The 22296-nt window shown below is 71.7% G+C and carries 11 protein-coding genes; 7 read left to right on the top strand and 4 right to left on the bottom strand.

Annotated elements, in window-relative coordinates; all coding sequences use genetic code 11:
- The first annotated feature begins 6 nt into the window (after nt 1–6).
- The 4 genes from QFZ27_RS12210 (at nt 7) to rpmG (ending at nt 13354) form a co-directional block, all read left to right on the top strand.
- Nucleotides 7–7134, top strand: a complete 7128-nt coding sequence (locus QFZ27_RS12210) for a hypothetical protein (protein WP_429226658.1) — start codon at nt 7–9, stop codon at nt 7132–7134.
- A 234-nt stretch (nt 7135–7368) separates the two neighbouring features.
- Nucleotides 7369–11889: a beta strand repeat-containing protein gene (locus tag QFZ27_RS12205; RefSeq protein ID WP_429226657.1), complete on the top strand. Its 4521-nt coding sequence runs from the start codon at nt 7369–7371 to the stop codon at nt 11887–11889.
- A 137-nt stretch (nt 11890–12026) separates the two neighbouring features.
- Nucleotides 12027–12884 carry a hypothetical protein gene (locus QFZ27_RS12200; protein WP_429226656.1) on the top strand — a complete coding sequence of 286 codons (858 nt, stop codon included), beginning with the start codon at nt 12027–12029 and terminating at the stop codon, nt 12882–12884.
- Nucleotides 12885–13186: 302 nt separating this feature from the next.
- Nucleotides 13187–13354 carry a 50S ribosomal protein L33 gene (gene rpmG / locus QFZ27_RS12195; protein WP_138890083.1) on the top strand — a complete coding sequence of 56 codons (168 nt, stop codon included), beginning with the start codon at nt 13187–13189 and terminating at the stop codon, nt 13352–13354.
- A 95-nt stretch (nt 13355–13449) separates the two neighbouring features.
- Here rpmG and QFZ27_RS12190 read toward each other — a convergent pair whose 3' ends face one another.
- Nucleotides 13450–13815, bottom strand: coding sequence for a response regulator (locus QFZ27_RS12190; protein WP_429226654.1), 366 nt, complete (start codon nt 13813–13815; stop codon nt 13450–13452).
- A 166-nt stretch (nt 13816–13981) separates the two neighbouring features.
- On the opposite strand from QFZ27_RS12190, the gene QFZ27_RS12185 reads away from it, so the two are divergent.
- A complete protein-coding gene (locus QFZ27_RS12185) occupies nt 13982–15283 on the top strand; it encodes a DNA polymerase IV (RefSeq protein ID WP_429226653.1) in 1302 nt (433 codons plus the stop codon).
- Between the two features lie 266 nt (nt 15284–15549).
- Nucleotides 15550–16251 (top strand): superoxide dismutase, encoded by a 702-nt coding sequence (locus QFZ27_RS12180; protein WP_429226652.1) that lies wholly within the window; start codon nt 15550–15552, stop codon nt 16249–16251.
- A 3-nt stretch (nt 16252–16254) separates the two neighbouring features.
- Here the strand turns inward: QFZ27_RS12180 and QFZ27_RS12175 are convergent, their stop codons facing one another.
- The 3 genes from QFZ27_RS12175 to aspS all read right to left on the bottom strand — a co-directional run bounded on the left by QFZ27_RS12175 (nt 16255) and on the right by aspS (nt 20590).
- Nucleotides 16255–17064 carry an EipB family protein gene (locus tag QFZ27_RS12175; RefSeq protein ID WP_429226651.1) on the bottom strand — a complete coding sequence of 270 codons (810 nt, stop codon included), beginning with the start codon at nt 17062–17064 and terminating at the stop codon, nt 16255–16257.
- A 54-nt stretch (nt 17065–17118) separates the two neighbouring features.
- Complete coding sequence (locus QFZ27_RS12170; protein WP_429226650.1) at nt 17119–18624, bottom strand: ABC transporter substrate-binding protein; 1506 nt, start codon at nt 18622–18624, stop codon at nt 17119–17121.
- 166 nt (nt 18625–18790) lie between these two features.
- Nucleotides 18791–20590, bottom strand: a complete 1800-nt coding sequence (aspS, locus tag QFZ27_RS12165) for an aspartate--tRNA ligase (RefSeq protein WP_429226649.1) — start codon at nt 20588–20590, stop codon at nt 18791–18793.
- 137 nt (nt 20591–20727) lie between these two features.
- On the opposite strand from aspS, the gene QFZ27_RS12160 reads away from it, so the two are divergent.
- Nucleotides 20728–22278: an alpha/beta fold hydrolase gene (locus QFZ27_RS12160; RefSeq protein ID WP_429226648.1), complete on the top strand. Its 1551-nt coding sequence runs from the start codon at nt 20728–20730 to the stop codon at nt 22276–22278.
- Nucleotides 22279–22296 lie beyond the last annotated feature (18 nt).

Raw genomic sequence — 22296 nt, 5'->3', positions numbered from 1 at the left:
CGAACCGTGACCCAGACCATCAACGGCACCGCGGACAACGACACCCTCACCGGGACCGATCCGGGCAATCCGGCCAATCCGGACGGCATCGACATCATCAACGGCCTCGCCGGCGCCGACACGCTCAGCGGCGGCGGCGGCAACGACACCATCCAGGGCGGCGCCGGCGCCGACGTCATGAACGGCGGCGCCGGCATCGACACGCTCAGCTACGCCAACTCCAGCTCGGGCGTCTTGGTGGACCTGAACATCGTCGCTGCCGACGGCGACGCCTCGGGCGACAGCGTGAGCGGCTTCGAGAACCTGATCGGCAGCGCCTTCAATGACCGGCTCGGCGGCGACGGCGGCGTCAACACGATCGACGGCGGCGCCGGCGACGACTACATCCAGATCAGCGGCGGCGCCGACACGCTGATCGGCGGCTCCGGCGCGGACATCTTCGACGCCCGCGGCTGGCTGGGCATGACCATCAACCTGACCGCCGGGACCGCGACCGGGGGCCTCATCCTCTCAGGCTTCGAGACGGTGGTGGGCACGGGTTTCAACGACGTCCTGACCGCCAACCTGAACGCCGCCACCGACCTGGCCGGGTACGACGGCAACGACACGCTCAATGGCGGCAATGGCAGCGACTTCCTCTCCGGCGACAGGTACGGCGGGTACAATGTCTCCGGCGGCATCGACAATCTCATCGGCGGAGCCGGCAACGACACGCTTGAAGGCGGCCAGCTCGGCGACATCCTGAACGGCGGCACCGGCATCGACACCGCCGCCTACGCCGCCTCGGCCACCGGCGTGACCCTCAACCTGGTCACCGGCGCCGGGCTCGGCGGCGACGCCCAGGGCGATACCTTGTCCGGCGTCGAGAACCTGGTCGGCTCGGCCTTCGCCGACACGCTGACCGGCGATGCCGCAGCCAATGTCCTGGCCGGCGGCGGCGGCAACGACACGCTCCAGGGTGGCGCCGGGGCCGACACGCTGCAGGGCGGCGCCGGCACCGACACGGCGAGCTATGCCGCCTCGGCCAACGCGGTCGTGGTCACGGTCAATGGCGCCGCCTCGGGCGGCAACGCCTCGGGCGATACGCTGTCCGGCATCGAGAACCTGATCGGCAGCGCCTTCGACGACGAGCTCACCGGCGACGGCGGGGTCAACACGATCGACGCCGGCGCCGGCAACGACTACGTCCGGATCAGCGGCGGCGCCGACACGCTGATCGGCGGCTCCGGCGGGAACACCATCGACGCCCGCGGCTGGGGCTCGGGCATAACCATCAACCTGACCGCCGGGACCGCGACCGGGGGCGTCACCCTCGCCGCCTTCGCGGCGGCGATGGGCTCGGGGTTCAACGACAACCTGACCGCCAACCTGAACAGCAACACCACGCTGGCGGGGTACAACGGCGCCGACACGCTCAACGGCGGCAATGGCAACGACAGCCTCTTCGGCGACGGCTCCAGCGGCGTCAGCATCTCCGGCGGCATCGACACGCTCATCGGCGGGGCCGGCAACGACTCGCTCGAAGGCGGCCGGTTCGGCGACATACTGAACGGCGGCGCCGGCACCGACACCGCTGCCTATGGCGGCTCCAGTGCCGGGGTGACCGTCAACCTGGCCGCCGGCATCGCCACCGGCGGCGACGCCCAGGGCGACACCCTGACCGGCATCGAGAACTTGGTCGGCTCGGGTTTCATCGATTCGATGACGGGCAACGCCGCGGCCAATATGCTGAACGGCGGCAACGGCAACGACGTGCTCCAGGGTGGCGCCGGGGCCGACACGCTGATCGGCGGCGCCGGCATCGACACCGCCACCTACACCGCATCGACCGTCGCGGTCGTGGTCACGGTCAACGGCGCCGCCTCGGGCGGCGACGCCGCGGGCGACACCCTGTCCGGCATCCAGAACCTGACCGGCTCGGCCTTCAACGACACGCTGACCGGCGACGCCGGGACGAATGCCCTCAGCGGCGCCGGCGCTGCCGACATCCTGTCCGGCGAAGGGGGCGATGACCTGCTCGATGGCGGCGCCGGGGCCGATGCGATGAACGGCGGCACCGGCATCGACACCGCCGCCTACGCCGCCTCGATCGCCGGGGTCGTGGTGACGGTCAACGGCGCCGGCTCGGGCAGCGACGCCGCAGGCGACACCCTGACCGCCATCGAGAACCTGACCGGCTCGGCCTTCAACGACACGCTGACCGGCGACGCCGGGGCCAACACCCTGGACGGCGGCAACGGCAACGACACGCTCCAAGGCCTTGGCGGCGCCGACACGCTGCAGGGCGGCGCCGGCATCGACACGGCGAGCTATGCCGCATCGACCGTCGCGGTCGTGGTCACGGTCAACGGCGCCGCCTCGGGCGGCGACGCCACGGGCGACACGCTGTCCGCCATCGAGAACCTGACCGGTTCGACCCTCGCCGACACGCTGACCGGCGATGCCGGGGCCAATGTCCTGGCCGGGGGCGACGGCAACGACACGCTCCAGGGCCTCGCCGGCGCCGACACGCTGCAGGGCGGCGACGGCAACGACACCGCCACCTACGCCACCTCGGCTACCGCAGTCGCGGTCAACCTGCTGACCGGCGCGGGCACCGGCGGCGACGCTCAAGGCGACACGCTGGCGGCCATCGAGAATGTCATCGGATCGACCCTCAATGACACGCTGACCGGCAGCGCCGCGGCCAATGTGCTGAACGGCGGCAACGGCAACGACACGCTCCAGGGTGGCGCCGGGGCCGACACGCTGACCGGCGGCGCCGGCACCGACACTGCGAGCTATGCCGCATCGACCGTCGCGGTCGTGGTCACGGTCAACGGCGCCGCCTCGGGCGGCAACGCCACGGGCGACACGCTGTCCGCCATCGAGAACCTGACCGGTTCGGCCCTCGCCGACACGCTGACCGGCGACGCCGCAGCCAATGTCCTGGCCGGGGGCGACGGCAACGACACGCTCCAAGGCCTCGCCGGCGCCGACACGCTGCAGGGCGGCGCCGGCATCGACACGGCAAGCTATGCCGCATCGACCGTCGCGGTCGTGGTCACGGTCAACGGCGCCGCCTCGGGCGGCAACGCCTCGGGCGACACCCTGTCCGGCATCGAGAACCTCATCGGCTCGGCCCTCGCCGACGCGCTGACCGGCGACGCCGGGGCCAATGTCCTGGCCGGCGGCAACGGAGACGACACGCTCCAGGGCCGCGGCGGCGCCGACACTCTGCAGGGCGGCGCCGGCTTCGACACGGCGAGCTACGCCGCCTCGGCCGCGGTCGCGGTCAACCTGCTGGCCGGCACCGGCACGGGCGGCGATGCCCAGGGCGACACGCTGGCCGGCATCGAGAAGCTCATCGGCTCGGCCTTCGCCGACACGCTGACCGGCGACGCCGGGGCCAATGCCCTGGCCGGCGGCGACGGCGACGACACGCTCCAGGGTGGCGCCGGCGCCGATGCGATGGATGGCGGCGCCGGCAGCGACACCGCGACCTATGCCGCCTCGGCCGCCGCGGTCGTGGTCACGGTCAACGGCGCGGGCTCGGGCGGCAACGCCACGGGCGACACCCTGTCCGGCATCGAGAACCTGACCGGTTCGGCCTTCGCCGACACGCTGACCGGCGACGCCGGGGCCAATGTCCTGGCCGGCGACAACGGCAACGACACGCTCCAGGGCCTCGCCGGTGCCGACACGCTGCAGGGCGGCGCCGGCACCGACACCGCCTCCTACGCCGCCTCGACCGCCGCTGTCGCGGTCAACCTGCTGGCCGGCACGGCCTCGGGCGGCGATGCCGCGGGCGATACCCTGTCCACCATCGAGAACCTGGTCGGCTCGGCCTTCGCCGACACGCTGACCGGCGACGCCGGGGCGAATGCTCTCAGCGGCGCCGCCGCTGCCGACATCCTGTCGGGCGAAGGGGGCAATGATCTGCTCGACGGCGGCGCCGGGGCCGATGCGATGAACGGCGGCACCGGCATCGACACCGCCACCTACGCCGCCTCGGCCGTCGCGGTCGTGGTCACGGTCAACGGCGCCGCCTCGGGCGGCAACGCCACAGGCGACACGCTGGCCGGCATCGAGAACCTGACCGGCTCGGACTCGGCCGACACGCTGACCGGCGACGCCGGAGCTAACGTCCTGTCGGGCGGCGACGGCAACGACACGCTCCAGGGCCTCGCCGGCGCCGACACGCTGACCGGCGGCGCCGGCACCGACACGGCGAGCTATGCCGCCTCGACCGTCGCGGTCGTGGTCACGGTCAATGGCGCCGCCTCGGGCGGCAACGCCACGGGCGACACCCTGTCCGGCATCGAGAACCTGACCGGCTCGGCCTTCGCCGACACGCTGACCGGCGATGCCGGGGCCAACACCCTGGACGGCGGCAACGGCAACGACACGCTCCAGGGCCTCGCCGGCGCCGACACGCTGCAGGGCGGCACCGGCATCGACACGGCAAGCTATGCCGCATCGACCGTCGCGGTCGTGGTCACGGTCAACGGCGCCGCCTCGGGCGGCAACGCCACGGGCGACACCCTGTCCGGCATCGAGAACCTGGCCGGTTCGGCCTTCGCCGACACGCTGACCGGTGATGCCGGGGCGAATGCTCTCAGCGGCGCCGCCGCTGCCGACATCCTGTCGGGCGAAGGGGGCAATGACCTGCTCGACGGCGGCGCCGGGGCCGATGCGATGAACGGCGGCACCGGCATCGACACCGCTACCTACGCCGCCTCGGCCGCCGGGGTCGCCGTCACGGTCAACGGCGCCGGCGTCGGCGGCGACGCCCAGGGCGACACCCTGACCGCCATCGAGCACCTGATCGGCTCGGCCTTCGCCGACACGCTGACCGGCGACGCCGGGGCCAACACCCTGGCCGGGGGCGCGGGCGGCGACACGCTGCAGGGCCTCGGCGGCGCGGATGTGCTGCAGGGCGGCGACGGCACCACCGACACCGCCACCTACGCGGCCTCTGCCGCCGGGGTCACCGTCACGGTCAACGGCGCGGGCTCGGGCGGCGATGCCCAGGGCGACACGCTGTCCGGCATCGAGAACCTGGCCGGCTCAGCCTTCGCCGACACGCTGACCGGCGATGCCGGGGCCAATGTCCTGGCCGGGGGTGACGGCAACGACACGCTCCAGGGCCTCGCCGGTGCCGACACGCTGCAGGGCGGCGCCGGCACCGACACGGCGAGTTATGCCGCATCGACCGTCGCGGTCGTGGTCACGGTCAATGGCGCCGCCTCGGGCGGCAACGCCACGGGCGACACCCTGTCCGGCATCGAGAACCTGGCCGGCTCGGCCCTCGCCGACACGCTGACCGGCGACGCCGCAGCCAATGTCCTGGCCGGGGGCGACGGCAACGACACGCTCCAGGGCCTCGGCGGGGCCGACACGCTGCAGGGCGGCAACGGCACCGACACCGCCTCCTATGCCGCCTCGGCCGACGCGGTCGTGGTCACGGTCAATGGCGCCGCCTCCGGCGGCAACGCCACGGGCGACACCCTGTCCGGCATCGAGAAGCTCATCGGCTCGGCCTTCGCCGACACCCTGACCGGCGACGCCGGGGCCAATGCCCTGGCCGGCGGCGCCGGCGACGACACGCTCCAGGGCGGCGCCGGCGCCGACGCGATGGATGGCGGCGCCGGCAGCGACACCGCCACCTACGCCGCCTCGGCCGCCGCGGTCGTGGTCACGGTCAACGGCGCGGGCTCGGGCGGCGACGCCCAGGGCGACACCCTGTCCGGCATCCAGAACCTCACCGGCTCGGCCTTCGCCGACACGCTGACCGGCGACGCCGCGGCCAATGTCCTGGCCGGGGGCGACGGCAACGACACGCTCCAGGGCCGCGCCGGCGCCGACACGCTGCAGGGCGATGCCGGCATCGACACCGCCTCCTACGCCGCCTCGGCGGCCGGGGTGGTCGTCGACCTCATCGCGGGAACCGGCACCGGCGGCGACGCCCAGGGCGACACGCTGACCGGCATCGAGAACCTGACCGGCTCTGCCCAGACGGACCGGCTGTACGGCAACGGCAGCGTCAACGCGCTGGGCGGCGGGGCCGGCGACGACCAGCTCCGCGGCGGCGGGGGCGGCGATGTGCTGGACGGCGGCGCCGGCTCGGACTTCGCCAACTACCAGGGCTCGACCGCAGCGGTCGTGGTCAACCTGCTGGCGGACACCGCCTCGGGCGGCGACGCCGCGGGCGACCAGCTCGACAACATCGAGAACCTGTACGGCTCCAGCCAGGGCGACCAGTTGACCGGCGACAACGCCCGCAACATCATCGGCGGCGAGCTGGGCGACGACACCATCGTCGGCAATGGCGGCGACGACGCGCTCTCCGGCGAAGGCGGCAACGACGCGCTCTCCGGCGGCGACGGGGCGGACCGCCTGGTCGGCGCCGCCGGGATCGACACCATCCATGGCGGCATCGGCAACGACTCGGTCGACGCCGGCAGCGAGGCCGACCAGGTCTTCGGCGAGGCGGGAGACGACAATATCCTGGGCGGCGCCGGCGACGACCGGCTCGACGGCGGCGACGGCAACGACACGCTCGAAGGCGCGGCCGGGGCCGACACGCTGACCGGCGGCGACGGCATCGACACCGCGAGCTATCTCGGCTCGGCCGCCGGCGTGTCGGTCGATCTCGCCACGGGTGACGTCTCCGGCGGCGACGCCGCGGGCGACACGCTGAGCGGCTTCGAGCAGGTGATCGGCTCGGGCTTCGTCGACACCCTGGCCGGCGACGCCGGCGCCAACACCCTGTGGGGCATGGCCGGCGATGACGTGCTCACCGGGGGTGGAGGCGGCGATGCCCTGAAGGGCGGCGACGGCGCCGACCGCTTCGTCTACACGGCCTTGTCCGACAGCGCGGTCTCCGGCCTCGGCAAGGACACGATCCTGGACGTCTCGACCGGCGACAGGATCGACCTGTCGGCGATCGACGCCGACGGCAACTCCAGCAACGGCGACACCGCCTTCACCTTCGGCACCGGCGCCTACACCGGCGCGGGCGGCGGGCTGCGGGTGGTGACGGCCGGGGCGATCCAGGTGGTCTATGCCGACGTCAACGGCGACAAGGTCTCCGACTTCGCCATCAACGTCATCGCCGACCGCGCCCTGACGGCCAGCGACTTCGTGCTGTAACCCAGGGCGGACTCTGGCGTGCCCGTCATCCAAGGCCGGGTTCGTTCGCGGCATGCGAGCCCGGCAAGGAAGCGCCGATCGGCAGGTTGGGGTGACGATTTGCCTAACATAATATGCAGAGCCTCTGCTAAATCTGCTTCATTCTGAGTCCCGGGGCCGGCCGGGCGCATTTCACAGCTCGGCCGCTCCTCCCCGATCATCGGCGGCGCTGCCTCGACAGCGGGGGGACGAATCGTGACCCAGACCATCAACGGCACCGCGGACAACGACACCCTCACCGGGACCGATCCGGGCAATCCGGCCAACCCGGACGGCATCGACATCATCAACGGCCTCGCCGGCGCCGACACGCTCAGCGGCCTTGGCGGCAACGACACGCTCCAGGGCGGCGCCGGCGCCGACGCGCTGACCGGCGGCGCCGGCACCGACACGGCGAGCTATGCCGCCTCGGCCGACGCGGTCGTGGTCACGGTCAATGGCACCGCCTCGGGCGGCAACGCCTCGGGCGACACCCTGTCCGGCATCGAGAACCTGACCGGTTCGGCCCTCGCCGACACGCTGACCGGCGACGCCGGGGCCAATGTCCTCACCGGGGGCAACGGCGATGACAGGCTCCAGGGCCGCGGCGGCGCCGACACGCTGCAGGGCGGCGCCGGCATCGACGCCGCCGTCTACAGCGACTCGGCCGTCGCGGTCGTGGTCACGGTCAACGGCACCGGCACGGGCGGCGATGCCCAGGGCGACACGCTGACCGGCATCGAGAACGTGGCCGGCTCGGCCTTCGCCGACACCCTGACCGGCGATGTCGCGGGGAACTTCCTGGCCGGCGGCGGCGGCGACGACACGCTCCAGGGTGGCGCCGGTGCCGACACGCTGCAGGGCGGCGCCGGCAGCGACACCGCCTCCTACGCCGCCTCGGCCGCCGCGGTCGTGGTCACGGTCAACGGCGCCGCCTCGGGCGGCGACGCCGCGGGCGACACCCTGACCGGCATCCAGAACCTCACCGGCTCGGCCTTCGCCGACACCCTGACCGGCGACGCCGGGGCCAATGTCCTGGCCGGGGGCGCCGGCAACGACACGCTCCAGGGCCTCGGCGGCGCCGACGCGCTGCAGGGCGGCGCTGGCATCGACACCGCCGCCTACGCCGCCTCGGCCGTCGCGGTCGCAGTCAGCCTGCTGGCCGGCACGGCTTCCGGCGGCGACGCCGCGGGCGACACTATGACCGGCATCGAGAACCTGACCGGCTCGGCCTTCGCCGACACCCTGACCGGCGACGCCGGGGCCAACATTTTGGCCGGCGGCGACGGTGACGACACGCTCCAGGGTGGTGCCGGCGCCGACGCGCTGCAGGGCGGCGCCGGCACCGACACCGCCACCTATGCCGCCTCGGCCGACGCGGTCGTGGTCACGGTCAATGGCGCCGCCTCGGGCGGCAACGCCACGGGCGACACCCTGACCGGCATCGAGAACTTGGTCGGCTCGGCCCTCGCCGACACGTTGACCGGCGACGTCGGGGCGAATGCTCTCAGCGGCGCGGCCGGTGCCGACATCCTGTCGGGCGCAGGGGGCGATGACCTGCTCGATGGCGGCACCGGGGCCGACGCGCTGCAGGGCGGCACCGGCATCGACACTGCCGCCTACGCCGCCTCGGCCGCCGCGGTTTCGGTCAATCTACTGGCCGGCATGGCTTCCGGCGGCGACGCTCAGGGCGACACCCTGACCAGCATCGAGAACCTGACCGGCTCGGCCTTCGCCGACACGCTGACCGGCGACGCCGGGGCCAACGTTTTGGCCGGCGGCGCCGGGGCCGACGCGCTGATTGGCGGCGCAGGCACCGACACGGCGAGCTATGCCTCCTCCGCCGCGGGCGTCAGTCTCAGCCTCACGACCGGCACCACGTCAGGCGGCGATGCCGCAGGCGACATCTTCAACAGTATCGAGAACCTCATCGGCTCGGCCTTCGCCGACACGCTGACCGGCGACGCCGGGGCCAACACCCTGGACGGCGGCAACGGCAACGACACGCTCCAGGGCCTCGCCGGTGCCGACATGCTGCAGGGCGGCGCCGGCATCGACACGGCGAGCTATGCCGCATCGACCGTCGCGGTCGTGGTCACGGTCAACGGCGCCGCCTCGGGCGGCAACGCCACAGGCGACACCCTGGCCGGCATCGAGAACCCGACCGGCTCGGCCCTCGCCGACACGCTGACCGGCGACGCCGGGGCCAACACTCTGGCCGGGGGCGACGGCAACGACACGCTCCAGGGCCGCGGCGGCGCCGACACGCTGCAGGGCGGCAACGGCGCCGACACCGCCTCCTACGCCGCATCCGCCGAGGGCGTCAGTCTCAGCCTCACGTCCGGCTCCACGTCGGGCGGCGATGCCGCGGGCGACAGCTTCAGCAGCATCGAGAACATCACCGGCTCGGCCTTCGTCGACTTCCTGGCCGGCGATGGCGGGACGAATGTCCTGGATGGCGGCGCCGGTCGCGACATGCTGTGGGGCGGCGGTGGCGCGGACCTCCTGCAAGGCGGGGCGGGCAGCGACACGGCCGACTATGTCGCTTCCGCCGCGGGCGTCACGGTCAACCTCGCGGCCGGCACCGGCACGGGCGGCGATGCCCAGGGCGACATCCTGTCCGGCATTGAGAACCTGGCCGGCTCGGCCTTCGCCGACACGCTGACCGGCGACGCCGGGATAAACGTCCTGTCGGGCAACGACGGCAACGACACGCTCCAGGGCCGCGGCGGCGCCGACACGCTGATTGGCGGCGCCGGCACCGACACCGCCTCCTATGCCGCCTCGGCCGCGGGCGTCCGGATCATCCTCACCCGGAACGATGCTTCGTTCGGCGACGCCGCGGGCGACAGCTTCAGCAGCATCGAGAATGTCATCGGCTCGGCCTTCGACGACATCCTGGCCGGCGATTTCGGGGCCAATGCCCTGAACGGCGGCGCCGGCAACGACCTGCTCAACGGCCATGATGGCGCCGACAGCTTCGTCGGCGGCGCGGGCATCGACACGGTGGAGCTCCTCACCTCGACCGTCGGGATCAACGCCAACCTGACCACCGGCCAGGGCCTGGGCGGCCATGCGGCGGGCGACACCTACAGCGGCATCGAGAACCTGATCGGCTCGGCCTACGCCGACGTCCTGACCGGCGATGCCGGGGCCAACACCCTCGACGGTCACTGGAACGACGACGTGCTGGCCGGGCTTGGCGGCGCGGACATCCTGCAGGGCGGCGACAGCGGCATCGACACCGCCTCCTATGCCGCCTCGGCCGCCGCGGTCGTGGTCACGGTCAACGGCGCCGCTTCGGGCGGCGACGCCGCGGGCGACACCCTGACCGCCATCGAGAACCTGATCGGTTCGGCCTTCGCCGACACGCTGACCGGCGATAGCGGGGTCAATGCCCTGGCCGGGGGCGACGGCAACGATACCCTCCAGGGCGGCGCCGGGGCCGACACGCTGCGGGGCGATGCCGGCATCGACACCGCCTCCTACGCCGCCTCGGCGGCCGGGGTGGTCGTCGACCTCATCGCGGGGACCGGCACCGGCGGCGACGCCCAGGGCGACACGCTGACCGGCATCGAGAACCTGACCGGCTCTGCCCAGACGGACCGGCTGTACGGCAACGGCAGCGTCAACGCGCTGGGCGGCGGGGCCGGCGACGACCAGCTCCGCGGCGGCGGGGGCGGCGATGTGCTGGACGGCGGCGCCGGCTCGGACTTCGCCAACTACCAGGGCTCGACCGCAGCGGTCGTGGTCAACCTGCTGGCGGACACCGCCTCGGGCGGCGACGCCGCGGGCGACCAGCTCGACAACATCGAGAACCTGTACGGCTCCAGCCAGGGCGACCAGCTGACCGGCGACAACGCCCGCAACATCATCGGCGGCGAGCTGGGCGACGACACCATCGTCGGCAATGGCGGCGACGACGCGCTCTCCGGCGAAGGCGGCAACGACGCGCTCTCCGGCGGCGACGGGGCGGACCGGCTGGTGGGCGGCGCCGGGATCGACACGGTCCATGGCGGCATCGGCAATGACTCGGTCGATGCCGGCAGCGAGGCCGACCAGGTCTTCGGCGAGGCGGGAGACGACAACATCCTGGGCGGGGCCGGCGACGACCAGCTCGACGGCGGCGACGGCAACGACACGCTCGAAGGCGCGGCCGGGGCCGATGCGCTGGTCGGCGGCGACGGCATCGACACCGCGAGCTATCTCGGCTCGGCCGCCGGCGTGTCGGTCGATCTCGCCACGGGTGACGTCTCCGGCGGCGACGCCGCGGGCGACACGCTGAGCGGCTTCGAGCAGGTGATCGGCTCGGGTTCCGTCGACACGCTGGCCGGCGACGCCGGCGCCAACACCCTGTGGGGCATGGCCGGCAACGACGTGCTCACCGGTGGCGGCGGCGGCGACCTGCTGAAGGGCGGCGCCGGCAACGACCGGTTCGTCTACACCGCCCTCTCCGACAGCACCGTCTCGGGCGCCGGCAAGGACGTCATCGCCGACTTCACCACCGGCGACAGGATCGACCTGTCGGCGATCGATGCCGACGGCAATTCCGGCAACGGCGACACCGCCTTCACCTTCGGCACCGGCGCCTACACCGGCGCGGGCGGCGGGCTGCGGGTGGTGACGGCCGGGGCGATCCAGGTGGTCTATGCCGACGTCAACGGCGACAAGGTCTCCGACTTCGCCATCAACGTCACCGCCGACCACGCCCTGACGGCCAGCGACTTCGTGCTGTAACCCAGGGCGGGCCTGGGCGCGTTCGTTATCAATTCCCCAGGTTGGGTCACCCGGCGAACCCAACCTGAGCGGCCGAAGTGTCGAGTTAACGCAATGTTCATTGCGTGACCTCGCGCCCTTCGTTCATGCTACGTTCCATGGAGCCCACACCAGCAGATCTCGACGTCCAGGCCTTCTGCCGCAGCCTCGCGCTGCAGCAGATCCAGATGCTCACGCGCCTGGCCGAGATCGCCATGCAGCTGGCCGAGGGCGAAGGCGTCCGCGCCGTCGCGGCCCAGGCACGCGCCGCCCAGCCCAAGGCCGACGAGGCCGCGGTGCAGACGGCCCGGGCCGAGGCGCAGGAGGCCTGGCTGGCCTTCAGCCGCTTCTCCCGCACCGTGCAGCGCTCCCTGGCGCTGCGCGCCCGTGCCGCCGACACCCTGTGCGCCCGCGAGAAAGCCCAGGCCGCCGAGCGCGAGGCCACCCGCGAGGCCCGCCGTGACGGTCACCGCAACCAGGTCGAGGAGACCCTGCACGAGGTCATCTGGCAGGAGATCGAGGATCCCCGCCGCGCCGCCGCCCTCCAGGATGAGCTCGATGAGCGGGTCGACGACCTCTACGACAGCGACGAGCCGGTCGAGGACCGGCCGCTCGGCTCGGTGATGGCCGGGCTGGCCTGCGGCCTCGGCATCACCGAGGAATGGCGCCGCTGGGCCGGCCCCTGGCAGACCACGCCGCGCCCGGCCCGGCCGGCGGGCGGCGAGGCCGAGATCCAGGCCGAGCGGGCCCGGCGCCGGGACACGGCCCGTGCCGTGCTCGAGCGGGCCTTCGCCAGGCTCGACCCGGCCCGCGTCCCGGGCCTCAAGGCCGGGCTGGCGGTCCGGCTGCAGGAAGCCGACGTCATCAAGTGGTTCGATACCGAGACCACCTACACCATCGCCGAGCGCCCCTCACGCTCCCTCGGCATCGACCCCTATCTCTGGCTCCACAGCTCGAACGTACCCGACACCGGGTGAGCGCGAAGTCGACCGGTCCGATGGCCCGAGCCACCCCCTCACCCGAAATCGCTACGCGATTTCGGCCTCTCCCCAAGGAGAGGTACAAACGTGCCGCACCTTTTCCCCTCTCCTCGCGGAGAGGGAGGGGCCCGTCGCGTTGGCGACGGGAGGGTGAGGGGGCGAGCGCGCCGCAGACGGATCAGCGGGGATTCGCGAAGGCGAGGCCATCGCCGCGCTTGACTCGGGCGGCGCGGACGCTATGGTGCGCGCTTCCCGGCCCGTGATGCGGCGCCGAGCAGAGTCATATTGGGACCAGCATCATGGCCAAGCCGAGCACCATCAAGATCCGCCTGAACAGCACCGCGGACACCGGTTTCTTCTACGTCACCACGAAGAACCCGAAGACCAAGACCGAGAAGCTGACGCTGAAGAAGTACGACCCGGTCGTGCGCAAGCATGTCGACTTCAAGGAAGGCAAGATCAAGTAAGGACCGCCGTCCGGTCGCCTGACCGGATGCCGCTCTGCGCTTGACCGATCAGGCCCCGCCGGCGGCGGGGCTTTTTGCTTGCCTGCGGCTTGGCCTCAGTCGAGATGGCGGCGCACCGTGGCGATGAAGCCGGCGACGCTGATCGGCTTCGAGATGTAGTCGTCGCAGCCGCCGGCGCGCACCATCGCCTCGTCGCCCTTCATCGCCAGCGCCGTCACCGCGATCACCGGGATCGCCGCCAGATCCGGATCGGCCTTGAGCCATCCCGTGACCTCCAGCCCCGAGATCTCCGGCAGCTGGATGTCGAGCAGGATCAGGTCGGGCCGGTGCGCCCGGGCCAGCGCCATCACCTCCGACGCGCTGTCGGTCCCGACCGTGGCATAGCCATTGGCCTCGAGCACATCGACGAACAGCTTCCGGTTGAGTTCGTTGTCCTCGACGATCAGCACGGTCTTCGGCATGGCCCATCCCCCCGGCATCCGAGTCCGATGCCCCCAGACGGCAGAATCGGCCGGGCCTCCTGCCTTGTAAAGGCTGCCGCACGCGCATCGCGGTGACCGGTGCATATCCGGTACAAAACGGGTACAATCGCGCCATGTCCGATCCCATGGCACCGCGGCCGGCCCGATGACCCCGAAGCCGGACCGGGCCAGCCTGCTGCCCGGCCTGTGCCGGGACTGCGGCACGCATCCGCCGCCGGGCGCCCGGCGCTGTGGCCGCTGCGGCTCGCCGCGCCTGGTCCGGCACGCCGAGCTGCACGCGCTGACCATCGCCCATCTCGACTGCGACGCCTTCTACGCCACGGTGGAGAAGCGCGACCGTCCCGATCTGGCGGACCGGCCGGTGATCGTCGGCGGCGGGGTGCGCGGCGTGGTCTCCGCCGCCTGCTATGTCGCGCGGCTGTACGGCGTCCGCTCGGCCATGCCGATGTTCAAGGCGCTGGAGGCCTGCCCCGACGCCGTGGTGCTGCGCCCGGACATGGCCAAATACGCCGGGGTCAGCCGGCAGATCCGCGCCCTGTTCCTGGCGGCGACACCGAAGGTCGAGCCGCTGTCGCTGGACGAGGCCTTCCTCGACCTGTCCGGCACCCAGGCGCTGCACGGCCGCAGCCCGGCCGAGACCTGCGCGGCCATCGCCCGCCAGGTCGAGCGCGAGATCGGCGTCACCCTGTCGATCGGCCTGGCGCCGAACAAGATGCTGGCCAAGATCGCCTCCGACCTGGACAAGCCGCGCGGCTTCGCCGTGATCGGTCGGGCCGACGCCATGGCCTTCCTGGCGGACAAGCCGGCCGGGATCATCCCCGGCGTCGGCAAGGTGATGCGCGAGAAGCTGTTCAGCGACGGCATCCGCACGGTCGGCGACCTGCGCCGGCTGGACGAGGGCGCGCTGGTCCGCCGCTTCGGCGTGTTCGGCCGGCGCCTCTATCGCTATGCCCGCGGCGAGGACCAGCGGCCGGTCGACCCGGACGGCGAGACCAAGAGCGTCTCGGCCGAGACCACCTTCGCCACCGACATCCAGCACTCGCAGGCGCTGCTGCGCGAGCTGTGGCCGCTGTGCGAGACCGTGGCGGCCCGGCTGAAGAAGCACGATCTGGCCGGCGGCACCGTGGTGCTGAAGCTGAAGACCGCCGGCTTCCGCCAGCTGACCCGCAGCCACCGCCTGGCCGACCCGACCCAGCTGGCCGAGACGATCTGGCGCGTCGCCGTGCCGATGGTGGAGCAGGCGGCGTCCGGCGAGGCCTTCCGCCTGATCGGCATCGGCTGCGCCGACCTGGTCGAAGGCCGCCTGGCCGACCCGCCGGATCTGCTGGACCCCGCCCCCGCCCGCCGCCGCGCGGTCGAGGAGGCGATGGACGAGATGCGCCGCAAGCTGGGGCCGGACGCGATCGCCAAGGGCCGCTCCGGCCTGCCGCGCCGCCCGAGTGGATGAGAGACCGCTTGAGAATGCGCTGGCGTGAGTCGGATGGCGGTGGTGTCGAGAACCGGAGCGCAGCGGACGTTTGGGTCCGTGAGCACCGGAAGCGCAGAAACCGCCGTCAGACGGCCGCGCCAGTAGCATTATCAAGTGGTCTCGCGCGTCCTTCCGTCGCGGCGGATCCCCCTGGGCGCCGGCCCCTGGTCGGGAGAAGACTGCGCCCCACCTGCTTTCCACGCGATCTGCCGGCGCGGCCGGCGCCCAACCGAGGAAGCCTTGCGATGAACCGACGTGAAGCCCTGACGCTGGGCGGCGCCGCCGCCCTCGCCGCCACCGCCGTCCGGATCGGCGCCCCTGCCCTGGCCCAGACCGCTGCGACGCCGGCGTCCGGCCCGTTCAAGCAGCCGCCGCTGCCGTTCAAGGAGGACGCGCTGGCGCCGACCATCGGCGCCGAGACCGTCGGCCTGCATTACGGCAAGCACCACAAGGCCTATTTCGATGCGCTGAACAAGCTCGCCTCCGGCACGCCCTATGAATCGATGACCCTGGCCGAGGTGGTGGTGAAGTCGGCCGCGGCCAAGGATGCGGCGGTGTTCAACCAGGCCGGCCAGGCCTGGAACCACAACCTGTACTGGGAGCAGTTCACCCCCGGCGGGCCGAAGGCGCCGCAGGGCCGGCTGGCCGACGCGATCGGCGAGTCCTTCGGCGACCAGGCCGCGCTGGTCAAGGCCACCACCGACGCCGCCGGCAAGGTGTTCGGCAGCGGCTGGGTCTGGCTGGTGGCCGATGCCGGCAAGCTGGCCCTGGTCGGCACCTCGAACGCCGACTCGCCCTTCGCCCATGGCGGCCAGCCGCTGTTCGGCATCGACGTCTGGGAGCACGCCTACTACCTGGACTACCAGAACCGCCGCGCCGACCACGTCAAGGCGGTGATGGAAACCCTGGTCAACTGGTCGGTGGTGTCGGACCGGCTCGGCGCCTGAGCCTCAGTCGCAGCGCGGCGTCGCGATCGGCTCCAGCGTGTCCAGCTTCGCCGCCATGGCGAAGTCGCCATAGTCGATCACGATGCGGTCGGCGACGCCGTTCTCGAACAGGCGCTGGCGCAGCTCGTATTCGGGTTGCTCCACGCTCCTGTCCCTGTCGGCCTTGCCGACGGTGAAGAAGGCCATGACGATCGGGTGCGACGGCCCCTGCCGCAGCGCGTCGGCCGCGGGGTCGCCCGGCTGGGTGCGGCCGATCGCGACGCTGACATATTGCGGCCCGTCGGCGGAGCTGCCGTCGAAGAAGCCGGCGGTGAAGATCGGCTGGCCCTGCCGCATCGCCTCGACCAGCCGCTGCATATGGGTGGTCGGGAACAGGCTGCCGGCCGGCAGCGCCTGCTTCAGGTCGGCCGGCGTCTTGAACACGGCATCGCCGCCCGCGGCGCCGTCCAGCCGTGCCGTGCCGCGGATATCCTCTTTGTCCTCGCCGTTGGTCGAGGAGCTGAGATTGTAGGTCAGCTCGTGCCCGTCGGCCGATTCCCAGCCGGCATAGCGGGTCTTGCGGGTCAGCGTGTCGCCCGTGGCATAAACCATATCCACTTGGTAGTCCTGCTCGAAGCTGGAGCCGTCGCAGGCCGTGGCCCAGCGGTACTCCATCTTGCCCTCGATCGAGATCACGCTGCGCTGCCCGCGCGTCATGTCGAGGGTCAGGGAATACACCGCCCGGTGCGGCTGCAGCGCCGCCGCCGGGGCGGCCTGGGCCGCGCCGGACAGCAGCAGGAGGGCGAAGGCGGCGGATGGTGCGATGCGGAACATGCGCCATCTGAGCCCGAGCGGCAGGCCGACGCAAGCGCGACGGCGCGGGCCACCTCAGTCGGCTTGCGCGATCTTCACGCCTTGCAGGCGGATCAGGCTGTCCGGATAGGCGACGAAGCCCTCAACCGCCCGGCGCATCCCCCAGATCGAGCGGTAGTGATACAGCACGATCTGCGGCAGGTCCGTGAGGTAGATGTCGGCGGCCCGGCGGTACAGCTCGGCGCGCCGGGCGTCGTCGGTGGAGCCGCGGGCCTGGGCCAGGATGGCATCGAACTCCGGGTTGCAGTAGCGTCCCCAGTTCAGGAAGCCCTCGCAGGAGGCCCAGGTGCCGATATTGGCGTCGGGGTCCAGCCGGCCGCTCCAGATCGCGATCGACGCCTGGTAGTTGCCGTCGTTGGAGCTGGCGGCGAGGGTCGCCGCCTCCAGCGCCTGGAGCTTGATGTCGAAGCCGGCCTCGCCCGCCATGGCCTGGATCATCTGCCCGACCTGCTGGGTAACGGGATTGTTGGTCACCAAGAGGGTGAAGGACGGGTTCGGCACCCCCGCCTCGGCCAACAGCGCTTTCGCCTTCGCCAGGTCGCGCGCAGGCATCGGGTGGCCGGGATCCTCGAACCGGGTGCCCGGCACCTCCGGCTGGTTGCCCGGGAGGAACAGGCCGTCATAGGCGGCGGCGTTGATGGCGTCGCGGTCGAGCGACAGCTCCAGCGCCTGGCGCACCTTGGCGCTCTGGCCGATCGGGCTGTTCGCCTGGTCGCCATGGCCGATGTTGAACGAGATCAGGTCATAGGCCAGCGACGGCGCCTCGACCAGGGTCACGGCCGCATCGTCGCGCAGCCCGGGGACCTCGACCGTCGGCACATGCTCGATCAGGTCGAGGTCGCCGGAGCGCAGGTTGAGCAGCCGCACGGTCTCGTCCGGCATCGGCCGGTAGTCGATCGTGTCGAGGAAGATGGCGTCCTTGTTCCAGTACCGGTCGAAGCGCTTCAGCCGGATATGGTCGCCCTGGACCCGCTCGACGAATTCGAACGGGCCGGCGCAGACCGGGTGCTGGCCGATGGCGTCGCCCGCCTGGGCCAGCGCCTTCGGCGACAGCATCATCCCGGCCCGGTCCGACAGCACCGCGATCAGCGGCGCATAGGGCTGCGACAGGGTAAGCCGCACGGTCAGCCGGTCGACCGCCGTGACCTCCGCCACCGGCTTCAGCTCCGCCTTCCGGCGCGAGACCGGGGCGGTGCGGAAGCGGTCGAGATTGACCTTCACCGCCGCGGCGTCGAACGGCTCGCCATCCTGGAACACCACGCCGTCGCGCAGCGTCAGGGTCAGGACCGTGTTGTCGGCCGACCAGCTCCAGCCGGTGGCGAGCTCCGGCTGGAAGCCGCCCCCGGGGGCGACGCCGACCAGCTTGTCGCACAGCGCGGCGAAGACCTGGCGCCCGGAGACCGACCCGCCCTGGGCAGGGTCCAGCACGTCCGGGTCGGCGTCGATGCCGATCCGGATGCCGGCGGCCATGGCCGGCGACGAGGCGACATGAAGCACCAGCACCGCGCCGAGCGCGGCCATCGTTCCCGGCCATCCCAACATCGGTTGCGTCCCTGCAGGTTGGATCCGTCGGGCCTTGAGGCGGCGCGACGTCGCCAGACAGGGTAGCGCGGCAACGCGGCCGCGATGAAGTCGAAATGTCCGATGAAGGAAAGCCGCCCGCAGCCGGAGCCGCGAGCGGAAAGCCTCAGCCCGCCTTCTTCGGCAGGTCGAGCTTGATGTGCAGCTCCTTCAGCCGGGCCGCGTCGACCTCGGCCGGGGCGCCCATCAGCAGGTCCTCGGCGCGCTGGTTCATCGGGAAGGCGATGACCTCGCGGATGTTCGGCTCGTCCGCCAGCAGCATGACGATGCGGTCGATGCCGGGGGCCGAGCCGCCATGCGGCGGCGCGCCGAAGCGGAAGGCCGACAGCATGCCGCCGAACTTGGCCTCGAGCTCGTTGCGGCCATAGCCGGCGATCTCGAACGCCTTGATCATGATCTCCGGCTTGTGGTTCCGGATCGCGCCCGAGGACAGCTCGGTGCCGTTGCAGACGATGTCGTACTGGAACGCGTTGATGGTCAGCGGGTCCTGCGTCTCCAGCGCCTCCAGCCCGCCCTGCGGCATCGAGAACGGGTTGTGGCTGAAGTCGATCTGCCCGGTCTCCTCGTTCAGCTCGTACATCGGGAAGTCGACGATCCAGCAGAACTCGTAGCGGTCCGGGTCGATCAGCTCCAGCTCCTGCCCGATCTTGGTGCGGGCGAAGCCGGCCAGCTTGGCGGCCGCAGCCTCCAGATCGGCGACGAAGAACACCGCGTCGCCGTCCTCGGCGCCGGTGGCCTCGCGCAGCGCGCCCTGGGCGCCCGCCTCCAGGAACTTGGCGATCGGGCCCTTGCCGGCGCCGGCCTCGAACACGACGTAGCCGAGGCCCGGCGCGCCCTGCTCCTGCGCCCAGCCGTTCAGCTTGTCGAAGAAGCTGCGCGGCTTGTCGGCCACCTTCGGCGCGCGGATGGCGCGCACCACGCCGCCCTTCTCGATCACGCCCTTGAAGGCGCGGAAGGTCACGTCCTCGCGGGCGAAGACGGCGGTGACGTCGGTGATCACCAGCGGGTTGCGCAAATCCGGCTTGTCGTTGCCGTATTTCAGCATCGACTCGGCATAGGGGATGCGCGGGAATGGGCCGGCGGTGACCGCCCGCTTGGTGCCGGTGAAGTCCGCGAACTCCTCGAACACGCCGCGCAGCACCGGCTCGATGGTCTGGAACACGTCTTCCTGGGTGACGTAGCTCATCTCGAAATCGAGCTGGTAGAACTCGCCCGGGCTGCGGTCGGCGCGACCATCCTCGTCGCGGAAGCAGGGCGCGATCTGGAAGTAGCGGTCGAAGCCGGCCACCATCAGCAGCTGCTTGAACTGCTGCGGCGCCTGCGGCAGGGCGTAGAACTTGCCGGGATGCTGGCGCGCCGGCACCAGGAAGTCGCGCGCGCCCTCCGGGCTGGACGCGGTCAGGATCGGCGTCTGGAACTCGCGGAAGCCCTGATCGATCATGCGCCGACGGATCGAGGAGATGACCTCGCTGCGCAGCACGATGTTGCGCTGCATCTTCTGCCGGCGCAGGTCCAGGAAGCGGTGGCGCAGGCGGACATCCTCGCCGGCATCCTCGTCGGACGAGACCTGCAGCGGGATCACCTGGGCGGCCGACTGCAGCACGAAATCGTCGATCCGCACCTCGATGCCGCCGGTCGGCAGCTTGTCGTTGGCGGTCTCGGCGCTGCGCTTGACCACGGTGCCGGTGATGGTGACGACGCTTTCGACGCGCACCGCCTCGGCCGCGGCGAAATGCGGGCTGTCGGTGTCGACCACGCATTGCGTCAGGCCGTAATGGTCGCGCAGGTCGAGGAACAAGAGATTGCCATGGTCGCGCTTGCGATGGACCCAGCCCGACAGGCGGACGGTCTCGCCGGCCTGTTCGGGACGGAGCTGGCCGCAGGTGTGGGTGCGGTAGGCGTGCATGGGATCGCTCTCGGACCAGGGCAGAAACGCCGGTCAGTGACACTGCGCGCGCCGGCCTGTCAAGCCGCGGCTCGACGGCCCTGCCCTGCCTCCGGCAGAATGGCTGCCATTTCGCCTCGACCCAGGCCTCCGATATCATGCGCTGGATTTTCACCTTTCTCCTTTTCCTTGCCGCCGGCAACGCTGCCGGCGAGGAGCCACAGCCGCCCTTCTTCACCGCCGACGACTGTCCGGCCGGCACGAGCTTGCCGTACGGTGTCGAGGTGGAATGCGGCACCGTCACCGTGCTGGAGGACCGCGCCCGGCCGGACGGACCGCTCATCCGTCTGCGGGTGGCGACGCTTCGACGCTTCGACCGAGACGTGCGGCCGGATCCGCTGCTGTTCATCTCCGGCGGGCCGGGAGGTCCGGCCGGGCTGGACGCGAAGGGGCTGTCGAACTGGGCAAGTGCAATCGAGCATGCGGACTGGCTCGCAGCCCGCCCCCTGGTGCTGTTCGACCAGCGGGGGATCGGGGAATCGGGCATCCTGGCGACCCGCTGCGGGCCGTTCGACCGCTATGCCCGGCAGGGCATCCTCGACCATACGCAGCCGGCACGCGAGATCTGGACCGCCGCCATCAGGAAGAGCGTGAAGCGGTGCTGGGAGAGGTTCCGGGACGCCGGGCACGATCCCGGCCAGATCACCACCGCGACGATCGCCGCCGACATCGTGGATTTGCGACAGGCCCTTGGCCAGCCGGCATGGAATTTGTGGGGGGTTTCGTTCGGCTCACGCGTCGCAATGACCGTGATGCGTGACTATCCGCAGGGCCTGCGCTCGGTCATCCTCGAAGGCGTGCTGCCACCGGAGGCGAATGTCTTCGACTACGCCGCGAACAGCGGCCAAGCCTTCGATGCGCTGGTCCGGGCGTGCGAAGCCAGCGCCGCCTGCAACGCGGCTTATCCCGATCTCGAGCAGCGCTTCCTCGCCCTGGCCCGGCGGCTTGACGCCGAGCCCCTGACCGTGCGGATCACGGATGACACAAGCGCACGGATCGATGGCTGGATGCTGCGCGACATGGTGATCGAGATGCTGCGGCTGCCCGCCGACGCCATGTTCGTCCCGTTTCTCATCGACGACCTGGAAGCCAATGAGACCCGTATCGTCCGGATGGTGAAAGAGCACGAACTTCTGCGGGCAAAGAACGCGGACAAGATGCTGGAGCAGACCGTCAATGCTTCGGTCACCTGCGCCGACCTGATCCCGGCCGAGCCGGGGTGGATTGAACGGGCCGCGGCCCGGGACGCGCGCTTCGCCGTCCAGATGGAGGACGAGTCGATCGACGACTGCTCACTCTGGCCGGTGCCGCGAAGCCCGGCGCGCGATGCCGACCCGGTGACCAGCGACGTTCCAGCGCTGCTGATCTCCGGCGCCTTCGATCCCACCACCCCGCCATCCTGGGCCGAGGCGGCCGTCAAGCGGCTGGCTCACAGCTACAGTTACGTCTTTCCGGCCCATGGCCATGGCGTGCTGTACTATGGCGATACCTGCGCCGGCAGCGTCGCCGGCCGTTTCCTGGATAACCCGGCAGCGCGGCCCGACGATGACTGCCTCGCCGACCTCCGGCCGCTGGTCTTCGCCCCCGCGCCGCCGCGCCAGCGGTCGGCCCCGTCAGCCGCAGGGGCAAGGGCCTCGCCGGCCGACTGACATGCCGGCCGTGAGTCG

This window comes from Inquilinus ginsengisoli (genome assembly GCF_050434925.1).
GTDB lineage: Bacteria > Pseudomonadota > Alphaproteobacteria > DSM-16000 > Inquilinaceae > Inquilinus > Inquilinus ginsengisoli_B.
This window is presented reverse-complemented; position numbering and strand designations above follow the sequence as displayed.

What these genes read in the sequence shown, in the direction of transcription:
- QFZ27_RS12200 (WP_429226656.1), top strand. Translation starts at nt 12,027, where the DNA reads ATGGAGCCCACACCAGCAGATCTCGACGTCCAGGCCTTCTGCCGCAGC.
- rpmG (WP_138890083.1), top strand. Translation starts at nt 13,187, where the DNA reads ATGGCCAAGCCGAGCACCATCAAGATCCGCCTGAACAGCACCGCGGAC.
- QFZ27_RS12190 (WP_429226654.1), bottom strand. Translation starts at nt 13,815, where the DNA reads ATGCCGAAGACCGTGCTGATCGTCGAGGACAACGAACTCAACCGGAAG.
- QFZ27_RS12185 (WP_429226653.1), top strand. Translation starts at nt 13,982, where the DNA reads ATGACCCCGAAGCCGGACCGGGCCAGCCTGCTGCCCGGCCTGTGCCGG.
- QFZ27_RS12180 (WP_429226652.1), top strand. Translation starts at nt 15,550, where the DNA reads ATGAACCGACGTGAAGCCCTGACGCTGGGCGGCGCCGCCGCCCTCGCC.
- QFZ27_RS12175 (WP_429226651.1), bottom strand. Translation starts at nt 17,064, where the DNA reads ATGTTCCGCATCGCACCATCCGCCGCCTTCGCCCTCCTGCTGCTGTCC.
- QFZ27_RS12170 (WP_429226650.1), bottom strand. Translation starts at nt 18,624, where the DNA reads ATGGCCGCGCTCGGCGCGGTGCTGGTGCTTCATGTCGCCTCGTCGCCG.
- aspS (WP_429226649.1), bottom strand. Translation starts at nt 20,590, where the DNA reads ATGCACGCCTACCGCACCCACACCTGCGGCCAGCTCCGTCCCGAACAG.
- QFZ27_RS12160 (WP_429226648.1), top strand. Translation starts at nt 20,728, where the DNA reads ATGCGCTGGATTTTCACCTTTCTCCTTTTCCTTGCCGCCGGCAACGCT.